General features: G+C 42.7%; 14 protein-coding genes. All 14 read left to right on the forward strand.

The genetic code is table 11. From position 1 onward, the window contains the following. Nucleotides 1-25 precede the first annotated feature (25 nt). The 14 genes from Dia5BBH33_RS04130 to gltX all read left to right on the forward strand — a co-directional run bounded on the left by Dia5BBH33_RS04130 (nucleotide 26) and on the right by gltX (nucleotide 17,947). A complete protein-coding gene (locus Dia5BBH33_RS04130; protein WP_232518088.1) occupies nucleotides 26-2,521 on the forward strand; it encodes a DNA translocase FtsK in 2,496 nt (831 codons plus the stop codon). 82 nt (nucleotides 2,522-2,603) lie between these two features. Next, complete coding sequence (locus Dia5BBH33_RS04135; RefSeq protein WP_108850884.1) at nucleotides 2,604-3,644, forward strand: extracellular solute-binding protein; 1,041 nt, start codon at nucleotides 2,604-2,606, stop codon at nucleotides 3,642-3,644. Beyond that, nucleotides 3,641-4,987, forward strand: a complete 1,347-nt coding sequence (gene rimO / locus Dia5BBH33_RS04140; protein WP_143332432.1) for a 30S ribosomal protein S12 methylthiotransferase RimO — start codon at nucleotides 3,641-3,643, stop codon at nucleotides 4,985-4,987. The genes Dia5BBH33_RS04135 and rimO overlap by 4 nt, the downstream gene beginning before the upstream one ends. 20 nt (nucleotides 4,988-5,007) lie before the next feature. Then, nucleotides 5,008-6,279 (forward strand): competence/damage-inducible protein A, encoded by a 1,272-nt coding sequence (locus tag Dia5BBH33_RS04145; RefSeq protein ID WP_143332433.1) that lies wholly within the window; start codon nucleotides 5,008-5,010, stop codon nucleotides 6,277-6,279. After that, complete coding sequence (gene recA / locus Dia5BBH33_RS04150) at nucleotides 6,266-7,321, forward strand: recombinase RecA (RefSeq protein WP_022381887.1); 1,056 nt, start codon at nucleotides 6,266-6,268, stop codon at nucleotides 7,319-7,321. Before Dia5BBH33_RS04145 ends, recA begins: the two co-directional genes overlap by 14 nt. Beyond that, nucleotides 7,284-7,757, forward strand: coding sequence for a regulatory protein RecX (locus tag Dia5BBH33_RS04155; protein ID WP_022381888.1), 474 nt, complete (start codon nucleotides 7,284-7,286; stop codon nucleotides 7,755-7,757). Before recA ends, Dia5BBH33_RS04155 begins: the two co-directional genes overlap by 38 nt. Before the next feature lie 288 nt (nucleotides 7,758-8,045). Beyond that, on the forward strand, nucleotides 8,046-8,549 hold the full coding sequence (locus tag Dia5BBH33_RS04160) for a CtsR family transcriptional regulator (RefSeq protein ID WP_108849768.1): 504 nt from the start codon (nucleotides 8,046-8,048) through the stop codon (nucleotides 8,547-8,549). A gap of 19 nt (nucleotides 8,550-8,568) precedes the next feature. Beyond that, a complete protein-coding gene (locus Dia5BBH33_RS04165) occupies nucleotides 8,569-9,099 on the forward strand; it encodes a UvrB/UvrC motif-containing protein (protein ID WP_143332435.1) in 531 nt (176 codons plus the stop codon). Between the two features lie 215 nt (nucleotides 9,100-9,314). Continuing rightward, a complete protein-coding gene (locus Dia5BBH33_RS04170; RefSeq protein WP_157952011.1) occupies nucleotides 9,315-10,139 on the forward strand; it encodes a hypothetical protein in 825 nt (274 codons plus the stop codon). 36 nt (nucleotides 10,140-10,175) lie between these two features. Next, nucleotides 10,176-12,587 (forward strand): ATP-dependent Clp protease ATP-binding subunit, encoded by a 2,412-nt coding sequence (locus Dia5BBH33_RS04175; protein WP_143332436.1) that lies wholly within the window; start codon nucleotides 10,176-10,178, stop codon nucleotides 12,585-12,587. A gap of 78 nt (nucleotides 12,588-12,665) precedes the next feature. Beyond that, nucleotides 12,666-14,057 carry a DNA repair protein RadA gene (gene radA / locus Dia5BBH33_RS04180; protein ID WP_022381893.1) on the forward strand — a complete coding sequence of 464 codons (1,392 nt, stop codon included), beginning with the start codon at nucleotides 12,666-12,668 and terminating at the stop codon, nucleotides 14,055-14,057. Nucleotides 14,058-14,214: 157 nt separating this feature from the next. Next, a complete protein-coding gene (locus Dia5BBH33_RS04185; protein ID WP_022381894.1) occupies nucleotides 14,215-15,318 on the forward strand; it encodes a PIN/TRAM domain-containing protein in 1,104 nt (367 codons plus the stop codon). Continuing rightward, nucleotides 15,315-16,478 carry a 2-C-methyl-D-erythritol 4-phosphate cytidylyltransferase gene (gene ispD / locus Dia5BBH33_RS04190; protein WP_108849764.1) on the forward strand — a complete coding sequence of 388 codons (1,164 nt, stop codon included), beginning with the start codon at nucleotides 15,315-15,317 and terminating at the stop codon, nucleotides 16,476-16,478. The genes Dia5BBH33_RS04185 and ispD overlap by 4 nt, the downstream gene beginning before the upstream one ends. Beyond that, nucleotides 16,478-17,947: a glutamate--tRNA ligase gene (gene gltX / locus Dia5BBH33_RS04195; protein ID WP_108849763.1), complete on the forward strand. Its 1,470-nt coding sequence runs from the start codon at nucleotides 16,478-16,480 to the stop codon at nucleotides 17,945-17,947. Before ispD ends, gltX begins: the two co-directional genes overlap by 1 nt. Nucleotides 17,948-18,010 lie beyond the last annotated feature (63 nt).

Consider the following 18,010-nt stretch of genomic DNA (forward strand, 5'->3'; position numbering starts at 1 on the left):
TGATTAGGAGCGGATTTTTTCTATTATGCGAAATAAAACTCAGAAAAAGAAAGATGTACAGTTAAAACAGAATAATAGAAATTATGAGATAACCGGAATTATAATGCTTCTTTTTGGTGTCTTTTCTTTTGTGAGCCTGGCCAACTACAATACGGGAATTCTCGGGAGCTGGGCAAATAATGGACTCCATTTCTTATTTGGCATGGGAGCTTTTTTGTCTGTTCTGGTTATCATATTCATGGGTGGTTATTATGTTTTAACAGCAAAGCCATTTCATTCAAACCGCTATTTTTACTACTTTGGAGTTTTGTTTTGCTTATGTTTGTCGCTGATTCATCATTTCTTTGTGCCAATAGGAGAGGAATTTGGTATTTCGAATCTCCTTGAGTATGGCGGTGCCATTGGCTCTGCCATTTCCTGGGCACTTCATATCTCGGTCGGGGAAATGGGTACGTCTATCATTCTTGTCGGAGCCATAGTGATTGATATTTTACTCCTGACACATTGGTCGGTATCCAATGGAGCCAGGAAGGTGGGCGTGAAAGCACAAAAAATAGGCTTAAAAACAGAGCAGAAACTGGAAGATGCTGCATCTTACTGGAAGCAGAAAAGGGCACAGATCAATGCAGAGAAATCTGCTGCCAGACTGGAACCATTGGAAGAAAGCAGGGGTGAATTCATTTACAAGAAGTCAGGAAATGAAACACCGGATGATGAAGAAAAGAGCGCAGATTTTTCAGCTAAAGATGATGAGCCGATACCAGACGATATTGCAGAACTGCTTAATTCCGAAGAAAGTAGTTCACCCGTACAGGCCGAACAAAATGGTCCTGATTTGAAGCCTATAGATGAAGAAAATATGCCTTTTGAGGCAACTCGAATAGAGCCTGTAGAAACAGAAAAGGAAGCTGAAGAAGTGTCCGCAGGACAAGAAGGTCAGGAATCTGAAGCTGCGGAGAATCAAAAACCAAATGGCGGCCTGCATGCCGATGAGCATCTTCCTGATAAGTCCAAAGTCATCAGCAGTTCTGATCAAAAGAATACAGATGAACCGGCTGCTCAGGAATATGTGTTCCCGCCGCTGTCACTGCTGCATACGGATGGTCCGGTGCATGCCAAACAGGATGATATCCAGCATAAGGCCAAAATCATTGAATCTACGCTGGCAAGCTTTGGCGTGGGTGCAAAAGTAATCAATGCCAGTGTCGGGCCGACTGTCACAAGATTTGAACTCAAACCCGAAATCGGTGTAAGAGTCAGCAAGATCGAAGGTTTGTCAAATGAACTTGCTATGGCACTTGCAGCCACACATATCCGCATCGAGGCACCAATTCCAGGTAAATCAGCAGTTGGAATAGAGATACCAAACAGCAAAATTATTCCTGTACCTCTCAGGGATGTTCTTGCAAGTGATGAATTCCAAAAGGGGAAGGGACATATTCTGGTTGCCTTAGGGAAGGATATCACGGGAAAACCAGTTGTTACTGATTTATCAAAAATGCCGCATTTGTTGATTGCAGGTTCTACAGGGAGCGGCAAGAGCGTATGCATTAATTCCATCATCACAAGTATTATTTATAAGAGCAAGCCAAGCGACGTGAAATTAATGCTGATCGATCCAAAGGTCGTTGAGCTCAGTGTCTATAATGGAATTCCGCACCTTCGTACGGAAGTTGTCACGGATATGAAGAAAGCACAGGGAACGCTGAATTGGGCTGTGCGTGAAATGGAATCAAGGTATCAGCTTTTTGCCGGCTGTAAAGTCAGGAATATTGAAGGTTATAATAATCTGAATCCTGATAAGAAGATGCCTTATATTCTGATCATAGTCGATGAATTTGCCGATTTGATGAACGTAGCGGCCAAAGAAGTTGAAGTCCTGATCCAGAGACTTACACAAAAGGCAAGAGCAGCCGGAATCCATCTGATACTTGCGACACAGCGCCCGTCTGCTGATGTCATTACAGGGGTTATCAAGTCTAATATCCCAAGCAGAATTTCCTTTATGGTGGAATCCAATCTGAACTCCAGAATCATCCTTGATGAAGGGGGCGCTGAATCGTTACTTGGAAAGGGTGATATGCTGTTTAAGCGCGCAGGCGCGCTCAACCTTGTAAGAATCCAGGGCGCTTTTATTCCCGATGAAGAAGTTGAGAACGTTGTCAATTATGTGAAGAACGAGTGCCTGAAGCAGGAATCTGAGCCTGTAAAGTATGAACCGATTGATTTGTCCATTCCTGAAAAATCTTCGAATGAGGCGAATGCGGAAGATATGATGGATGATCTGCTGCAAGAGGCTTCCGAATGGGTTTTAGACACCAAACGTGCATCCGTATCTGCTCTTCAGAGAAGATTCCGTATCGGATACACGCGTGCGGGCCGGCTTATGGACTCCATGGAGAAAATGGGAATCGTTGGACCTGCGGAAGGTGCCAAGCCGCGTGAAATCCTGATGACTAAAGATAAAGTATCTGAAATGTTTATGAATATGGAAAATTCTAAGGAAGAAGAACAACAATAGCTCTATTGCTGCGGATTGCTATTAGTAATTAGCTGCTGGAGATGGTATGATATAATTCTTATTGGGAATCGGGGTGAAAAATATGAAGCGTCTGCTTTCCGTTATCCTGTTTCTGATACTTGCGGGGGCGGCATATCTGGGCATTTTCCAATATGCAAAAAATCAGGAAAACCTGAAAAAACAGAGATCTGATACCACGGAAAAAGTCGTAGTATATACCGATTTGCAGTCAGGAATGCTGGAACCGCTGAATGCGCCTTTCTATAAGGAAACCGGAATGAAACTGGATATCGTATATTTGACCTCGAATCAGATGGTGCAGGGATCTTCAGATTCTGATAAAATACCCGATGTCTATATCACATCCCAGGATTCTCTGGTCAAATTGAAAGATAATAAAATGTTAGAGCCATATTTTTCATCACGCACAGATACAGCTTTGAATGTTTTTCGTGATGATGATTCATACTGGACAGGCATCTGGATAGATCCGGTTATATTTGCAGTCAATAAGGATTTCTTTTTAAAGCATCCTGCATTCAGCTATACCTGGACAGAGGTGCTTACCAGGAAATCAGTTCAGTTATCAATGACAGATTTCATTGCTGCAGATATGGCTGAAGACCTGCTTATGTGCATGGCAGAACATTTCGGTATCAATGAAACCTTCCAGCTTTTATACCAGGCACAGGGGCATGTAGTTCAGTACGGCAAGTATCTGTCTACTCCTTCAAGAATGGCTGCCATGGGAAAATGCGATATCGGTATCTCGGGGCTTAATGAAACGCTTCGTACAAGAAATGAGAACATGCCCGTTACTATTATTTATCCGGAAGATGGTTCTCCATGGTATCTTTATGGAGCAGGTCTTTCAAAAAGCAGCCTGAATCCGGACCGGGGCAGACAATTCATAGAATGGCTGCTTAATCCGGAAGGATACAAGAAGATAATGGAACAGAATCAATATTATTATGTTTATGTTAATGATGAAGATATGAAGCCGGACGTTATTGGCGGAGATCTTCGCTTCTGGGATTTGAAAAAGATGTATTTTGATGAAGGGAAAAAGGATTTGCTCAACCAATGGGCTGACAAAATTCGTTTTGGAGGAACAAATAATTGACAGTTAAAACTTTAGGAGTTGTAAGCTTAGGCTGCTCTAAGAATCTCGTTGATACGGAAATGATGGTAGGCATTCTTGAAAAAGATGGCTACAAAATGGTAGATGATCTGGATGATGCACAAGTCATTTTTGTAAATACTTGTACGTTTATTGATGCAGCCAAAGAAGAATCCATACAGACGATTTTGCAGGCAGCTGAATATAAGAAGTCGGGCATTTGCGAAAAATTGGTTGTGGCAGGCTGTCTTGCACAGCAATACAAGAAGAGCCTCAGCGCTGAACTGCCGGAAGTGGATATTTTCATCGGAACCGAATCATGGCAGCTTATTTCCGAAGCATTGAAGGAATCCTATGCTGAGCAAGGGGAAAATGTTTTCAAGTTCAACATGAAACCCTGCAATAATGAAGAATCAATGCCAAGAGAAATATTGACGCCAAAATATTCTGCTTATGTGAAAATTGCAGAAGGATGCAGCAACGGATGCACATTCTGCTATATCCCGTATGTTCGCGGACCGATGAGAAGCCGTCCCGTTGCATCTATTGTGCATGAAGTCAGAAGACTGGCTGCCGATGGCGTGAGAGAGTTCAATTTAATAGCACAGGACTTAAGCTGCTACGGAAGAGATTTGAGTGAACCGGCAAGTCTTGCCAAGCTTCTAAAAGAGCTTGTAAGGATTGAAGGCGTAAAAAGGATAAGACTTTTCTACCTTTACCCGACTTATTTTGATGATGAACTTTTGCAGATCATTCTGACTGAACCCAAAATCTGCAAATATGTTGATATTCCATTGCAGCATATTAGCAATAATGTGCTGAAACGTATGAACCGCAAGGACTCAACGGAAAGTATCAGGGAGTTGTTGTCAAAGATACGTTCATCTTCTCCACGCATGACAGTCAGAACTACTTTGATGGTCGGCTTCCCTGGAGAAACAGATCAGGATTTCCAAGAACTTTGCGATTTCATCAAGGAAGTAAAATTTGATGATATGGGTGCTTTCATGTTCTCACCGCAGGAAGGTACACCGGCTGCAGGAATGGCAGACCAGATTCCTGAAGAGGTTAAGGAATCCCGCTATCATGAATTAATGTCTATCCAGGCCGGCATTTCTGAAGAAAATAATGAAAATCTGATAGGCACTGAAACGGAAGTCCTTGTCGAGGAACTTATTGATACCGGTGACGGGAATATCCAGGCAAAAGGACGTGCATCTTTCCAGGCTCCGGAAGTTGATGGAAATGTGTATATCGATCAGCCGGATGACCTTCAGCCCGGTGATTTTGTAAATGTAAAAATTGTTGATGGCTATGCATACGATTTAATTGGCGAAAAGATCTAATGACCTTCTGAGAGGGAATCATGATAACTGAAATCATAACCACAGGCACTGAGCTGCTTTTGGGAGAGATTGTTAACGAGAATGCGCAGTGGCTTGCATCTTTTATGAATGAACATGGTTATACTGTGGCATATTTGACCACAGCAGGGGATAACCCGAAACGTTTGGAAGAGACTTTCAAGACTGCTCTGGCAAGAGCGGATATTGTTATCACTTCAGGCGGACTGGGCTCAACTATGGGAGATATTACAAAGAAAGCCGGAGCTGACGCATTGGGGATTCCATTCATGCTAAATGCTGACGAATCCATTCGGCTGAAGTCATATTATGAACAGAAGAAGCGTAAATATCTTCCGTCTTTAGAAAGGCAGGCCTGGTTTGCCAAAGGGGCTGTTTTACTGAAAAACGAGTATGGTTCCGCTTCCGGATCAGTAACAGAATGCAATGGCAAATTGCTGATTCATCTGCCCGGACCTCCATTTGAAATGAAAATGATGGCGCAGAATCAGATGATGCCATTCCTTGAGGAAAAATTCGGGAATCAGGGCGTGATTCGTTCTGCTGAACTGCCGGTCAAAGGATTATCGGAAGCTGAAATAGAAACAAGGATCAGCCATTTATTAAAAGCCCAGAATAATCCTACAATCGCGCTCCTGGCAAGACCGGGATATATTCTGGTCAGGGTGACTGGAAAGGGATGCAGTGCAGATGATACCTATCATCTGATGGAACCGGTCATAAAGCAGATAGGAGAATTGCTGCCTGTCTCAAGTTATCATATAGAAAAGAATGCAAGGGAAGATTTAGTCAAGGAAATCCAAAACAATAAGCTGACTATAAGTGCCGCAGAATCTTGCACAGGCGGATTGATTGGGAAACTTCTCACGGATCTGCCCGGCAGTTCTGATTATTTCAAAGGCAGTGCGGTGACGTACTGGAATGAAGCGAAAGAAAATGTACTGCATGTCGATCCTGAAGTGCTTGAAAAATACACGGCAGTCAGTGAAAATGTGGCAAAAGAGATGGCAGAAGGGGCACGCAGACTTTATAAGAGTGACATATCCGTTTCTACTACAGGTTATGCCGGACCAGGCTCCGGAGAAAGGGGAGAACCGGCCGGGCTTGTTTATATCGGGGTTTCAGGGCCAATCGGGACTGTAGTTTACGAAGAACATTTCATGGGTTCACGTAAAGGCGTCCGTTATGCCGCTGCAGAAACGGCTTTCTATTATGCTATGAAATACATTAAGAAGTTAGTGCAGGAAGAGAGGGAAAAAGATGGCAACAGATAGTAATGCAGAAAAGAGAAAAGCTCTTGATAATGCAATCCATCAGATTACTCGTGAATTTGGCGCCGGATCGATTATGCGTCTTGGCGATATGGGGAATAAATTAGATATTGATGTTATTCCTACAGGTTCCTTAGCACTCGATATTGCTGTCGGTGTTGGCGGATATCCACGCGGCAGAGTGATTGAAATTTATGGTCCGGAATCTTCCGGTAAGACCACACTGGCCCTGCATGCAATTGCTGAAGCCCAGAAATTAGGCGGATTCGCTGCTTTTATTGATGCTGAACACGCATTGGACCCAATGTATGCTCATCGGCTTGGCGTTGATACTAAGGATTTATTAATATCCCAGCCGGACAGTGGTGAACAGGCACTCAGCATTTGTGAATCTTTGGTCAGAAGCGGCGCTGTTGATATCGTAGTCATCGACTCCGTTGCGGCATTGGTTCCAAAACAGGAAATTGAAGGCGATATTGGCGATCAGTCTGTCGGCCTTCAGGCAAGACTGATGAGTAAAGCACTCAGAAAACTGACCGGCATCATAAGCAAATCCAAAACAATCGTCATTTTCATTAACCAGATTCGTGAAAAAGTCGGCGTTATGTTTGGCAACCCGGAAACCACGACAGGCGGACGCGCACTTAAATTCTATGCATCCATGCGTATTGAAATAAGAAGAGCGGAAGCCATAAAGAATGGCACGGATGTTATCGGAAACAGGACAAGGGCAAAGGTTGTAAAGAACAAAGTGGCTCCTCCGTTTAAGGTGGCTGAATTTGATATCATGTATGGGGAAGGCATTTCTGTAGAAGGAACACTTCTTGATATTGCTGTAAATATGGATATTATCCAGAAGAGCGGAGCCTGGTATTCCTATAATGGAAGCAGAATCAGCCAGGGACGTGAAGCAGCCAAGACATACTTAAAAGAACATCCGGATGTTGCTGCTGAGATTGATAAAACCATCAGGGATACACTTGTCGTTGAGCCTGGCCATTTTGAAGATGGCGTATTATCTGAACAAGATGAAGAGGACAAATAAGACTGCATATGAATCAGCAATTCATTTATTGAATTACAGACCCCAAAGTGAATATGAACTTAGAACCAAACTGGCCCGCAAAGGATATGATCCTGATGAGATCGGCAAAGTCATGGATAAGTTAAAGCACTATGGGTATCTGAATGATTCTGAGCTCGCGGATGATTTGTTTGATTCATTCAGGAACAGAAAATGTTATGGGGACACCTATATTCATCAGAAGCTTAAGTCCAGAGGGCTCCATACCAATAAGCATTTAACGGCGGAGGAAGAAATAGATATTGCCGTTTCCTTACTGGAAGAAAAAGTTCGGATCAAACCGGAGTTATTAATTAATTACAGGAAGGCCGCCGCATTTCTTCTGAGGCGCGGACTCTCGCAAAGTGCAGTGATGACAGCTTTAAGAGAAGTAAGAACATTCGAATACGAAGATTAGTCTCTTATAGTACCTGCCACATTTACAAAGAGTCCCGTAATTTGGGACATTTCAGAAATTTCAAATTTGAATTGATAAAGCCATGCTGAAGTTCAGCATGGCTTTTCATGTTTGGTAAATAGATATGCGCGCAGGTTTCAACCATGATATTCGGGGAAAACCGTCCGTTGGCAGAATAGTTTTGATGGAATAAAAAAATAATCAGATAGTTTACTTTGACCTATTGACTTTTTGATTTATTGTTTTATAATATAGAGAAGAATCAATGGAAGGGAGGGCTGGCAAGCAATGAATAATTCAATGTTATCTGACAGGATTGAAAAGTTTATTTTGGAAATGCTGGGTAAACAGTCAACTGATGAAATTTTACTGAAAAGGAAAGATGTGGCAGATTTATTAGAATGTGCTCCTTCTCAAGTTACGTATGTAATTAATACCAGATTTTCTCCCGATAATCGTTTTGTCGTGGAATCAAGGCGCGGAAGCGGAGGATATATCAAGATATCGTTAAGGGAAGATAATGCACCTTCACATTCTAAGGATCAGGCTTCATCCAAGACCAGAAGCAGTACCAGCACAGGAGGGAAACAACGAACCAATGAAATTCATCCCAATAGTATTACAGAAATAGAGAATGGATTAGACAGCTATTTCAGAATGCTCTTAGACTATGAAATTATCTCGTCCAGAGAATACAGATTAATTTGTACACTAACTCATACAATGCTGGAGTATTGTCCTGAAAGCCACCGTCGTGAGGCGGCCAAGACAATGATTCATAGAATTGAATAGGTCACGAAAGGAGAATAAAATGCTTTGTGATTCTTGTCATCAAAAAGAAGCTGTCATTCATATGACGCAAGTGGTTAATGGCAGAAGATCTGAACGGCATTTATGCCGGGATTGTGCCAGGAAAGAAAATTTGATCAACGATCCGTTTGATCTTTGGAATCAGGAAGTTTTTGCTCATCCATTTGATTCCTTTTTCGGTAATGACTTTGTCAATCCTTTCCAGCATGCAGAGCAGAACCTGCAGCCTGGTTTGTCATGTTCCAATTGCGGGAAGACATATCAGGATTTTAGAAAGGATGGTCTGCTTGGCTGCGAGGAGTGCTATAACCAGTTCCGTTCCAAATTGAAAAATTTCCTGAATAAAAATCAGGGAACTGATCAGCATAGCGGAAAGGCTCCTGGTAAACAGGACGAGGAAAAAACAGAAGGAATGTCTGAAATCAATCGGCTGAAAAGTGAGCTCAAGAAGTGCATCAAGGAAGAAAACTACGAACAGGCAGCTGTAATCAGAGATCAGATTAATAAACTTGAGGGAGGCAGCTCTAAATGAAATTAGAGGAGTTTTTAGCCGGCCCGGCAGGCGGCTTGACTGATGGAAACCAGGATCGGTCTGAATTTGGGAAGCGAATCTGCATCAGGAGGAATATAAGCGGATTTCATTTTCCGGAGAAGCTTTCCATGCAGGAAAGACAAAAGGTCTTGTCTGAAATACAAAGGGCTCTTGATGCAGCTGGACTTGATGCTGAAGAGTATCCGCTGGCAGGCATGGATTCAAACGAAAGACAGGTATTGCTTGACAGAGGCATGATTCCGAAAAAGAGTCTGCGGAATTTAAATGGAATAAGTTTGTTCCCGATTGGAGACGGACATATTTCTCTCCTGTCTAATGCATTGGATCATATATGCCTCAATGCAGTCGGCCATGCGGATTCTTTCTCTGGCAGCTGGAAAGATTTAACACAAATTGATGATAAATTATCTCAATCAATCCGCTATGCTTATGATAATCAATTCGGCTATTTAACGGGATCTATTTTTAATACGGGTACCGGATTAGCTGCCGAGGCAATGCTCTTCCTTCCAGGTCTTACTGCCAACGGCAGGATCAGGGATCTGGCCAGGGCTGTTGAACGGCAGGGATTTTCCATCAGGAGCCTGACAGGTAATGATTCCTGGAATAGTGCCTTTTATGAAATAAAGTCTACACAGACGATCGGTGTCCAGGAAGAAAAGTATATGCAAAGATTTGATTCGCTTCTTTCGGATATCAACGACATCGAAAACCAGTACTGGGAAAAGATGTTCAAAGGTTCTGAGATAACTATCAGGGATCAGATCTGGAGGGCATTGGGAACTTTGAAATATGCCCGGCAGATTGACGGACAGGAAGCGATGAAACTGGCAGGCCTTATAAAAGCTGGCGTAAAAGAGAAAATGATACCAGATAAGAATGGGTTATTATTTCATCAAATCTTTTCTCTGGTTTCAAATAACCAGGTCGCTTATACGACACATAAAGAAATGGATGATGCACAATCAATCAATGCATGGCGTGCTGCTTTGCTGAGAGATGCAGTTAAAGAATTATAATGAAAGATTATTTTACCCTTATAAGGAGGGATTAATATGGAAGATAGATATACTGATGGTGTTAAGAATGCCTGGAAATTTGCAGCACAGGAAGCTGCAAAATTGGGCAGCGATTACATCGGTACTGAGCACTTGCTGATTGGCATTGCTCATGAAGGAGATTCCGCAGGCGGAAAGATTTTAAATTCCCTGGGGATTACTGTTGGTACTCTGGAAGAGCTTTTGTCCGGCAGCAGAAATACATCCCTGTCCCGGAGATCCGAACTGTATGTTGCACCGCGTACAAAACGCGTACTGGAGATGGCTGTCGAAGAAGCCAATGAACTCGGAAATTCTTATGTCGGGACAGAACATCTGCTTCTGGCAATACTGCACGAAGGCGGCCTGGCTGTAAGAATTTTAGAGCAGCTGGGAGTCACTGAGGATAAACTTCAGAAAGCATTTGAAGATGTACTTTCTGAGGATAATTCCAAGAGTGATCAATCGGCTTCCCTTGGCGATTTAAGTGACTTTGCCATTGATTTGAATGAACGTGCCAAACAGGGAAAAATCGATCCTGTCATTGGCCGCGAGGAAGAAATCAACAGAGTTATTCAAATTCTGTCCAGAAGAAGCAAAAACAATCCTGTGCTTATTGGCGAACCTGGCGTTGGTAAAACTGCTATCGCGGAAGGCCTGGCTCAGAGAATCGTAAACAATGATGTGCCTGAAATATTGAAAAACTGCCATATTATTTCACTGAATATGTCTGCAGTTGTTGCTGGCACAAAGTACAGAGGTGAATTTGAGGAAAGGCTGAAAAAGGTGCTGGATACCGTCAAGCAGCATCCCGACTGGATTCTGTTCATTGATGAACTCCATACACTGGTAGGAGCAGGTTCCAGCGAAGGTTCCATGGATGCAGCAAATATCATGAAACCTGCACTTGCAAGAGGTGAGCTTCACTGCATTGGCGCTACAACCCTGAAAGAATATAAAAAATATATCGAAAAGGATGCAGCTTTGGAAAGACGTTTCCAGCCTGTAAAGGTAGGAGAACCGAATCCTGCAGATACCCTTCGTATTCTGGAAGGCCTGCGCGACAGATATGAGGCATTCCATAAGGCTAAAATTACTGATGAAGCATTGAAGGCTGCTGTTGAGCTTTCCGGACGTTATATTACGGATAGATTCCAGCCGGATAAATCAATTGATGTAATCGATGAAGCGGCTGCCAAGGTACGTATGGAAGCTTCTTCAGCACCAGAAGGACTTAAAAACAAGGAAGCCCAGCTTGCATCCCTGCAGAAAGAAAAGGAAGCGGCAATCTCCACGCAGGACTATGAACGCGCTGCTATTTACCGTGACCAGTCCAAGAAGCTTGAAGCGGATATCGAACAGTTGAAGAAAGAATGGAAAGGTGCTGACCATGATCATCTTACTGTAACTGAAGAAGATGTTGCAGAAGTTGTTTCCAAATGGACAGGTGTTCCTCTCCAGAACCTGAAGAAGAGCGATTCCGAACGTCTGCTTCACCTGGAAGATGAACTCCATAAGAGAGTCATCGGACAGGATGATGCTGTTCATGCGGTTGCTACTGCAATCCGCCGTGCGAGAGCAGGCATGAAGGATCCAAAACGCCCGATTGGTTCTTTCCTGTTCCTCGGTTCGACCGGTGTCGGCAAAACGGAACTGGCACGTGCCCTGGCAGAGACAATGTTTGGCAGCGAAAAGAATATGATTCGTTTTGATATGTCCGAATACATGGAAAAGCATGAAGTTTCGCGTCTGGTCGGTGCACCTCCAGGATACGTCGGATACGAAGAAGGCGGTCAATTGACAGATGCCGTCAGAAAGAATCCTTACAGTGTCATTCTCTTTGATGAAGTAGAAAAAGCTCACATGGATTTCTTCAATATCCTGCTGCAGGTATTGGATGACGGCCGCCTGACAGACGGTCAGGGACGTACGGTTGATTTCACAAACTGTGTCATCATAATGACAAGCAACCTGGGATCCAATTATCTCAAGGGACACGTAAAGAAACCGGGCTTCTCTTCTGATAGTGATGATAAGAAGGATGAAGATTTCGAATCGATCAAGGAAACAATCCTTGCTGAAGTAAAGCGTACCTTCAGACCGGAATTCATCAACCGTATCGATGAAATCATTGTTTTCCATCCATTGACGGAAGAGAACCTTTCTGCCATCGTAAATCTGCTTTTGAAAGATGTAGAAAAGAAACTGGAACATTTCAATGTAAGTCTTGAAATTTCTGATTCCGCTAAGAAGCTTCTGATCAAAGATGGTACAGATATTGAGTATGGTGCCCGTCCTTTGAAGAGGGTTATTCAGAAAGAAATCGAAGATCCGGTTGCCAACTTGATTCTGGAAGATGGATTGGAAGGCAAGTCAGTACTTCAGATTAATACGGACGACAAGAATAAATTGACTTTTACAGCTAAATAATTTCAGTTATATAAACGTATAGTATAATGGATACAGGCCGCATTGCCTGTATCCATTTTTTTGTATGAGGTATTTAACATGAGTGGGAAAAATAATAAAAATATTAAATATAAATGTTCGAACTGTGGTGCAGAAACACTAAAATGGATGGGTAGATGTCCACAATGTGGGGAATGGAATACCCTTGAAGAGAAAATTGAAGTGTCTGCTCCCAAAAATATAAGAATCAGTGGTGCTGAAACCATTTCAAAGGCTCCTGTCAGCCTTTCCAAAATCAATCTGTCGAACCATAACAGAATTAAGCTGGGTCTTTCTGAAGTAGACCGGCCGCTTGGCGGCGGCGTCGTTCCAGGGTCCGTAATTTTATGGGGCGGTGAGCCTGGTATAGGCAAGTCTACACTTATCCTGCAGATATGTAATGCTATGGCGAAAACCGGGAACACGGTCCTTTATTGCAGCGGAGAGGAATCAGAAGAGCAGATCAAGCTCCGGGCTGAACGTCTTAACATCAATGAAGATGCCTGCTATATTTATTCGGGCGGAGATCTTGAGGCAATTATCAACGAGGCCAACGAAATCAAGCCTAATATGCTTGTTATTGACTCCATCCAGACCATGTACATTTCAGATAACGATTCTCCCATGGGGAGTCCCGCTCAGATACGAGATTGTACAGCTGCTCTTGTCAGGTTTGCAAAAGCGAATAATATAACAGTCATGATTATAGGGCATGTTACCAAAGAGGGTAATTTGGCAGGACCCCGTATTTTGGAACATATGGTGGATGTCGTACTTTATCTGGAAGGCGACCGGAGCTATCAGTTCAGGGTTCTGCGGACAGTAAAGAACAGATTTGGCTCTACTGCAGATTCAGGCCTTTTTGTCATGGAAGGAAAGGGATTAATCGGAATTCAAGATCCGTCAACCTATCTGTTAAGAGACCGCGCTGAAATGGTGCCCGGGTCTATCGTCATGGCATGCATGGAAGGCCTCAGGCCGATATTGATTGAAATTCAGGCGCTGACAACACATTCTGTGCTGGCCATACCAAGAAGGATTTCTTCAGGATATGACTATAACAGGCTTGTTATACTTCTTGCTGTTCTGGAAAAGCGCGGGCATGTTATGTTTTCTTCAGATGATGTCTATCTTAATGTTGCCGGCGGATTTAAGGTGAGGGAAACAGCGGCTGATCTTGCTGTTGCGCTGGCCTTGGTTTCAATGAAGAAGGAAAAACCTATACCATCCGGGCTGATGGCCCTTGGGGAAATCGGGCTGACAGGTGAAATACTCCCTGTTTCTCATATAGGTATCCGACTCAAAGAGGGGATAAAGATGAATTTCAAACAATTTATTCTTCCTTCCAGAAATAAAAATGAGGTATTATCTCTTGAAAAAAGTGGTAAAATTGGTCATGGTTTAGATATTCATTTTGTTGAAAAGATTACGCAGGCTCTTGATTTTTTATAATGTCTCGTTTTTTCTAGCAAGAGTAGTGTAAATCGCATGCATATTTTGGTATAATAAAAAAATACATAAAACATACATAAGAATGAACTAAACTCATAAGATTTTTGTTTCAATTTGTTTATGACACTACTTTTTTTAATTAAGAGGAAATTTTAAGATGCCGGAAAAAATACTGAGAGCAATATTTGTCTTGCTTTTCACTGTCCTCGGAATCGTTTTATCGAGGCAGGGAGAAACAGTACTTGCATTGCTGCTGCCAAACTCAGTTCTGACTGAAACTATTTTAGGAATTACATTTATGTCGCTGGCTGCCATGCTGGTTGGCGGTATATTCGGGGCAATTATCGGGAGCTTTATTTCACCATACCTGATCAAGAGCCTCTTTATGTTCACATCAACAGTAGAAAAGTCTCTTTCAGCCATGTCCACGCAGGATCTCATTGCGGGAACCCTGGGGCTGTTTTTGGGTCTCATTATTGCAAACCTTGTGGGACTGGCATTTGGGAGTGTTCCCTATATCGGGCCATATGTTTCCGTAGCTTTGAGTATTATTCTCGGCTATCTTGGAATGCACTTGGTGGTCAGTAAAAAAAGTGAATTGGCAGGCTGGCTGCATTTGCATGCAGAAGGATCTTTTGATAAGAAAAAGAATAAAGATCATCATACCGGCAAATTATTGGATACAAATGTTATCATAGATGGACGTGTAGCAGACATTTACAGATCAGGATTTCTTGAAGGGCCGATCATCGTCCCTGTTTTTGTCTTGGAAGAGCTGCAGAAGATTGCTGACAGTTCTGATATTCTTAAGAGAAACCGTGGACGCAGGGGACTCGACATACTCAATCATATGAGAAAGAACAGCAAGGATGATGTGATCATCGTAACAAATGATTTTGAGGATATTTCTGAAGTCGATTCCAAACTTGTGAAGCTGGCACGTGAGAAAAATTACAAAATAGTCACTAATGACTATAATTTGAATAAGGTAGCTGAGCTGCAGGGCGTTGCTGTTCTGAACATAAATGATCTGGCAATAGCCGTGAAGCCTGCTGTAATTCCGGGCGAGCAGATTTTTGTCCAATTGGTCAAGAGCGGCAAGGAAGAAGGACAAGGCGTTGCTTATCTTGAAGATGGCACAATGATCGTTGTTGAAAACGGGAGCCAGTGCATAGGAAAAGAGGTTCCGGTCATCATTACATCTGTATTACAAACTTCTGCCGGAAAAATGATATTTGCAAAATTGGAAAGTGACGAATGAATAGTTTGATCTTAGTTGCTGCAGGTAAGGGTACCAGAATGAATGCAGCAAAAAATAAACTGTTTTTGGAGTACCAAGGATATCCCTTAATTTATTACACGCTGAAAAATATTCAGAAAAGCAGGCTGCTTTCTGAATTGATTGTTGTCGCCAGCAAGGAAGAACTCAGTATTTTTCTCCCTTTAGTCGAATCTCTCAATTTTAAGATTCCTGTGAAATTTGCATCAGGCGGAGCCAGAAGAATTGATTCAGTCAGAAATGGTCTGGCACAGGTGTCAGATCGTTCAGAAAAGGTACTGGTCCATGACGGGGCAAGACCTTTCGTGGATGGAGAAATAATCGATCTCGCGTTCATCTCTATTGATTCCCGTCATCCTGCCGTTATGGTTGGAATACCCTGTGTTGACACGATGAAGGCTGTGTCATATGACACTATAGTAAAGACGCTGGATCGTTCCAATTTGATCAGGGCACAAACTCCGCAGGGCGCTTATACAGATATTTTCCAAAAGGCAGTATCTGCATTGGAAAATGACAGCACTATTACAGATGATGCTTCCATTTTGGAAAATAAAGGCATAAAAGTCAGCGTAGTGCCTGGGAAAGAATCATATTTTAAGGTAACAACACCAGAAGATTGGGATCGATTCAAGACAATGATGAATAAAGATAATGCGTTTTGCCGCATAGGGCAGGGGTATGATATTCACCAGATGGATGAATCATCACCGCTTGTCATCGGTGGTGTCAAAATTAGAGATCATCATGGATTAAAGGGGCATTCTGATGCGGATGTTCTGATACATGCCATCATAGATGCTCTGCTGGGTGCCGCCGGGCTGCGGGATATTGGGTATTATTTCCCCGATACTGATGACAGGTATAAGGGGATTTCCAGTTTGAAACTGCTTGAGAATGTCGGTAAAATGATAACTGAATCTGGTTTCCTGATTGGAAATATAGATACGACTGTTATTGCTGAGAAACCTAAGCTGGCAGGATATATTGATACTATGAAGGCTAACATTGCCGGTGTATTGGATATCCCGGTTTCCAAATTGGGGATTAAGGCAAAAACAAATGAAAAATTAGATGCAGCAGGCAGAGAAGAAGGAATTGCGTCTTTTGCATCTGCGATATTATTTAGGAGGGATTTTTAATGGAGAAGAAAGTTAAAGTTCGTTTTGCACCAAGTCCTACAGGGCCTTTTCATATTGGCGGCGCCAGATCTGCTTTGTTCAACTGGCTCTATGCACATCATATGAATGGTACATTCCTGGTTAGAATTGAAGACACAGACTTAAAGAGATCTACGAAAGAATCCGAAGAAAACATAAAGGATTCTCTGAAATGGCTGGGACTTAACTGGGATGAAGGCATCGATGTGGGAGGAGACAATGGCCCATATAGACAGACTGAACGCCTCGATATTTACAATGCAGAAGTTAAGAAACTGATTGACGAAGGAAAAGCCTACTACTGCTACTGCACAGAAGAAGAACTGGAAGAAAGCAGAAAAGAACAGATAGCAGCAGGCAAGACTCCGGTTTATGATGGACATTGCGAACATTTAACGCAGGAACAGATTGATCAGTATAAGGCTGAAGGTCGCAAACCGGTCGTCCGCCTGAAAGTCAGAAAAGATGGTGTGTTTGCATTTGATGATATGGTCAGAGGCCATGTTGAGTTCCAGGCATCCGGAATCGGTGATTTCATCATTGTAAAATCCGATGGCATTCCGGTGTATAACTTCGCAGTAGTTATCGATGATGCCAAGATGGGGATCACTCACGTTATCCGTGCTGAAGAACACCTTTCCAATACACCCAGACAGTTAGCTATTTATGAAGCGCTGGGTTATGAAGTTCCTAAGTTTGGTCATATTTCTCTGATTCTGGGTGCTGACCATAAGAAGATGAGCAAGAGACATGGCGCTACCTCAGTGACTGAATATAGAAATATGGGATATCTTCCGCAGGCTATGTTCAATTACCTGGCTTTGCTTGGATGGGCTCCGCAGGGAGAACAGGAAATTTTCTCAGTAGATGAATTAGTCAAGCAGTTCTCTATGAACCGTGTTTCCTCCAATGATGCTGTTTTTGATATTGAAAAGCTGAACTGGATTAATTTCCAGTATATGAAGCAGTTAACACCGGATCAGCTGCTGGAACTGACTCTGCCATTTATTGAAAAGGCAGGATACGTGCAGGAACCTATCGATGCTGATAAGAAAGAATGGCTCAAAGCAGTCGTGTGGTATGTACGTGATCATTTGTATTATGGTGCGCAGGCTCCGGAAAATGTTAAGGTTTTCTTTGAAGATCTCCCGGCGCTTCAGGATCCGGAGCTGCTTGCTGTCATGAAGGCTGAAACAAGTGCATTGATTATCAAATCCTTTGCAGAAGAACTGAAAAAGCTGGAATCCTTCGATGCTGATTCTATCAAGAGCTGTTTTACCCGCCTGATGAAGGAAACAAAAGTCAAAGGAAAAGCTGCATTTGAACCAGTCAGAATTGCTTTGACAGGCGTTACCCATGGACCTGGCCTCTATGATATGATTGCATTATTTGGTAAAGAAAAGGCCGTCAAACTCTTAGAAGATGCTTTGGCGTATTGTTCTGACAATTAAGAATTTGGCTAAATCTTAGCTGCCAATTATTGGTGTTGTTTATTGATGGTCAGATTTAGTCAG

The sequence above is a fragment of the Dialister hominis genome (assembly GCF_007164725.1).
GTDB classification, from domain to species: Bacteria; Bacillota; Negativicutes; order Veillonellales; family Dialisteraceae; genus Dialister; species Dialister hominis.

Bases quoted from the DNA above. Each gene is read 5' to 3' on its own strand.
- Dia5BBH33_RS04130 (WP_232518088.1), top strand. From the start codon at position 26: ATGCGAAATAAAACTCAGAAAAAGAAAGATGTACAGTTAAAACAGAAT.
- Dia5BBH33_RS04135 (WP_108850884.1), top strand. From the start codon at position 2,604: ATGAAGCGTCTGCTTTCCGTTATCCTGTTTCTGATACTTGCGGGGGCG.
- Dia5BBH33_RS04145 (WP_143332433.1), top strand. From the start codon at position 5,008: ATGATAACTGAAATCATAACCACAGGCACTGAGCTGCTTTTGGGAGAG.
- recA (WP_022381887.1), top strand. From the start codon at position 6,266: ATGGCAACAGATAGTAATGCAGAAAAGAGAAAAGCTCTTGATAATGCA.
- Dia5BBH33_RS04155 (WP_022381888.1), top strand. From the start codon at position 7,284: ATGGCGTATTATCTGAACAAGATGAAGAGGACAAATAAGACTGCATAT.
- Dia5BBH33_RS04160 (WP_108849768.1), top strand. From the start codon at position 8,046: ATGAATAATTCAATGTTATCTGACAGGATTGAAAAGTTTATTTTGGAA.
- Dia5BBH33_RS04165 (WP_143332435.1), top strand. From the start codon at position 8,569: ATGCTTTGTGATTCTTGTCATCAAAAAGAAGCTGTCATTCATATGACG.
- Dia5BBH33_RS04170 (WP_157952011.1), top strand. From the start codon at position 9,315: ATGGATTCAAACGAAAGACAGGTATTGCTTGACAGAGGCATGATTCCG.
- Dia5BBH33_RS04175 (WP_143332436.1), top strand. From the start codon at position 10,176: ATGGAAGATAGATATACTGATGGTGTTAAGAATGCCTGGAAATTTGCA.
- radA (WP_022381893.1), top strand. From the start codon at position 12,666: ATGAGTGGGAAAAATAATAAAAATATTAAATATAAATGTTCGAACTGT.
- Dia5BBH33_RS04185 (WP_022381894.1), top strand. From the start codon at position 14,215: ATGCCGGAAAAAATACTGAGAGCAATATTTGTCTTGCTTTTCACTGTC.
- ispD (WP_108849764.1), top strand. From the start codon at position 15,315: ATGAATAGTTTGATCTTAGTTGCTGCAGGTAAGGGTACCAGAATGAAT.
- gltX (WP_108849763.1), top strand. From the start codon at position 16,478: ATGGAGAAGAAAGTTAAAGTTCGTTTTGCACCAAGTCCTACAGGGCCT.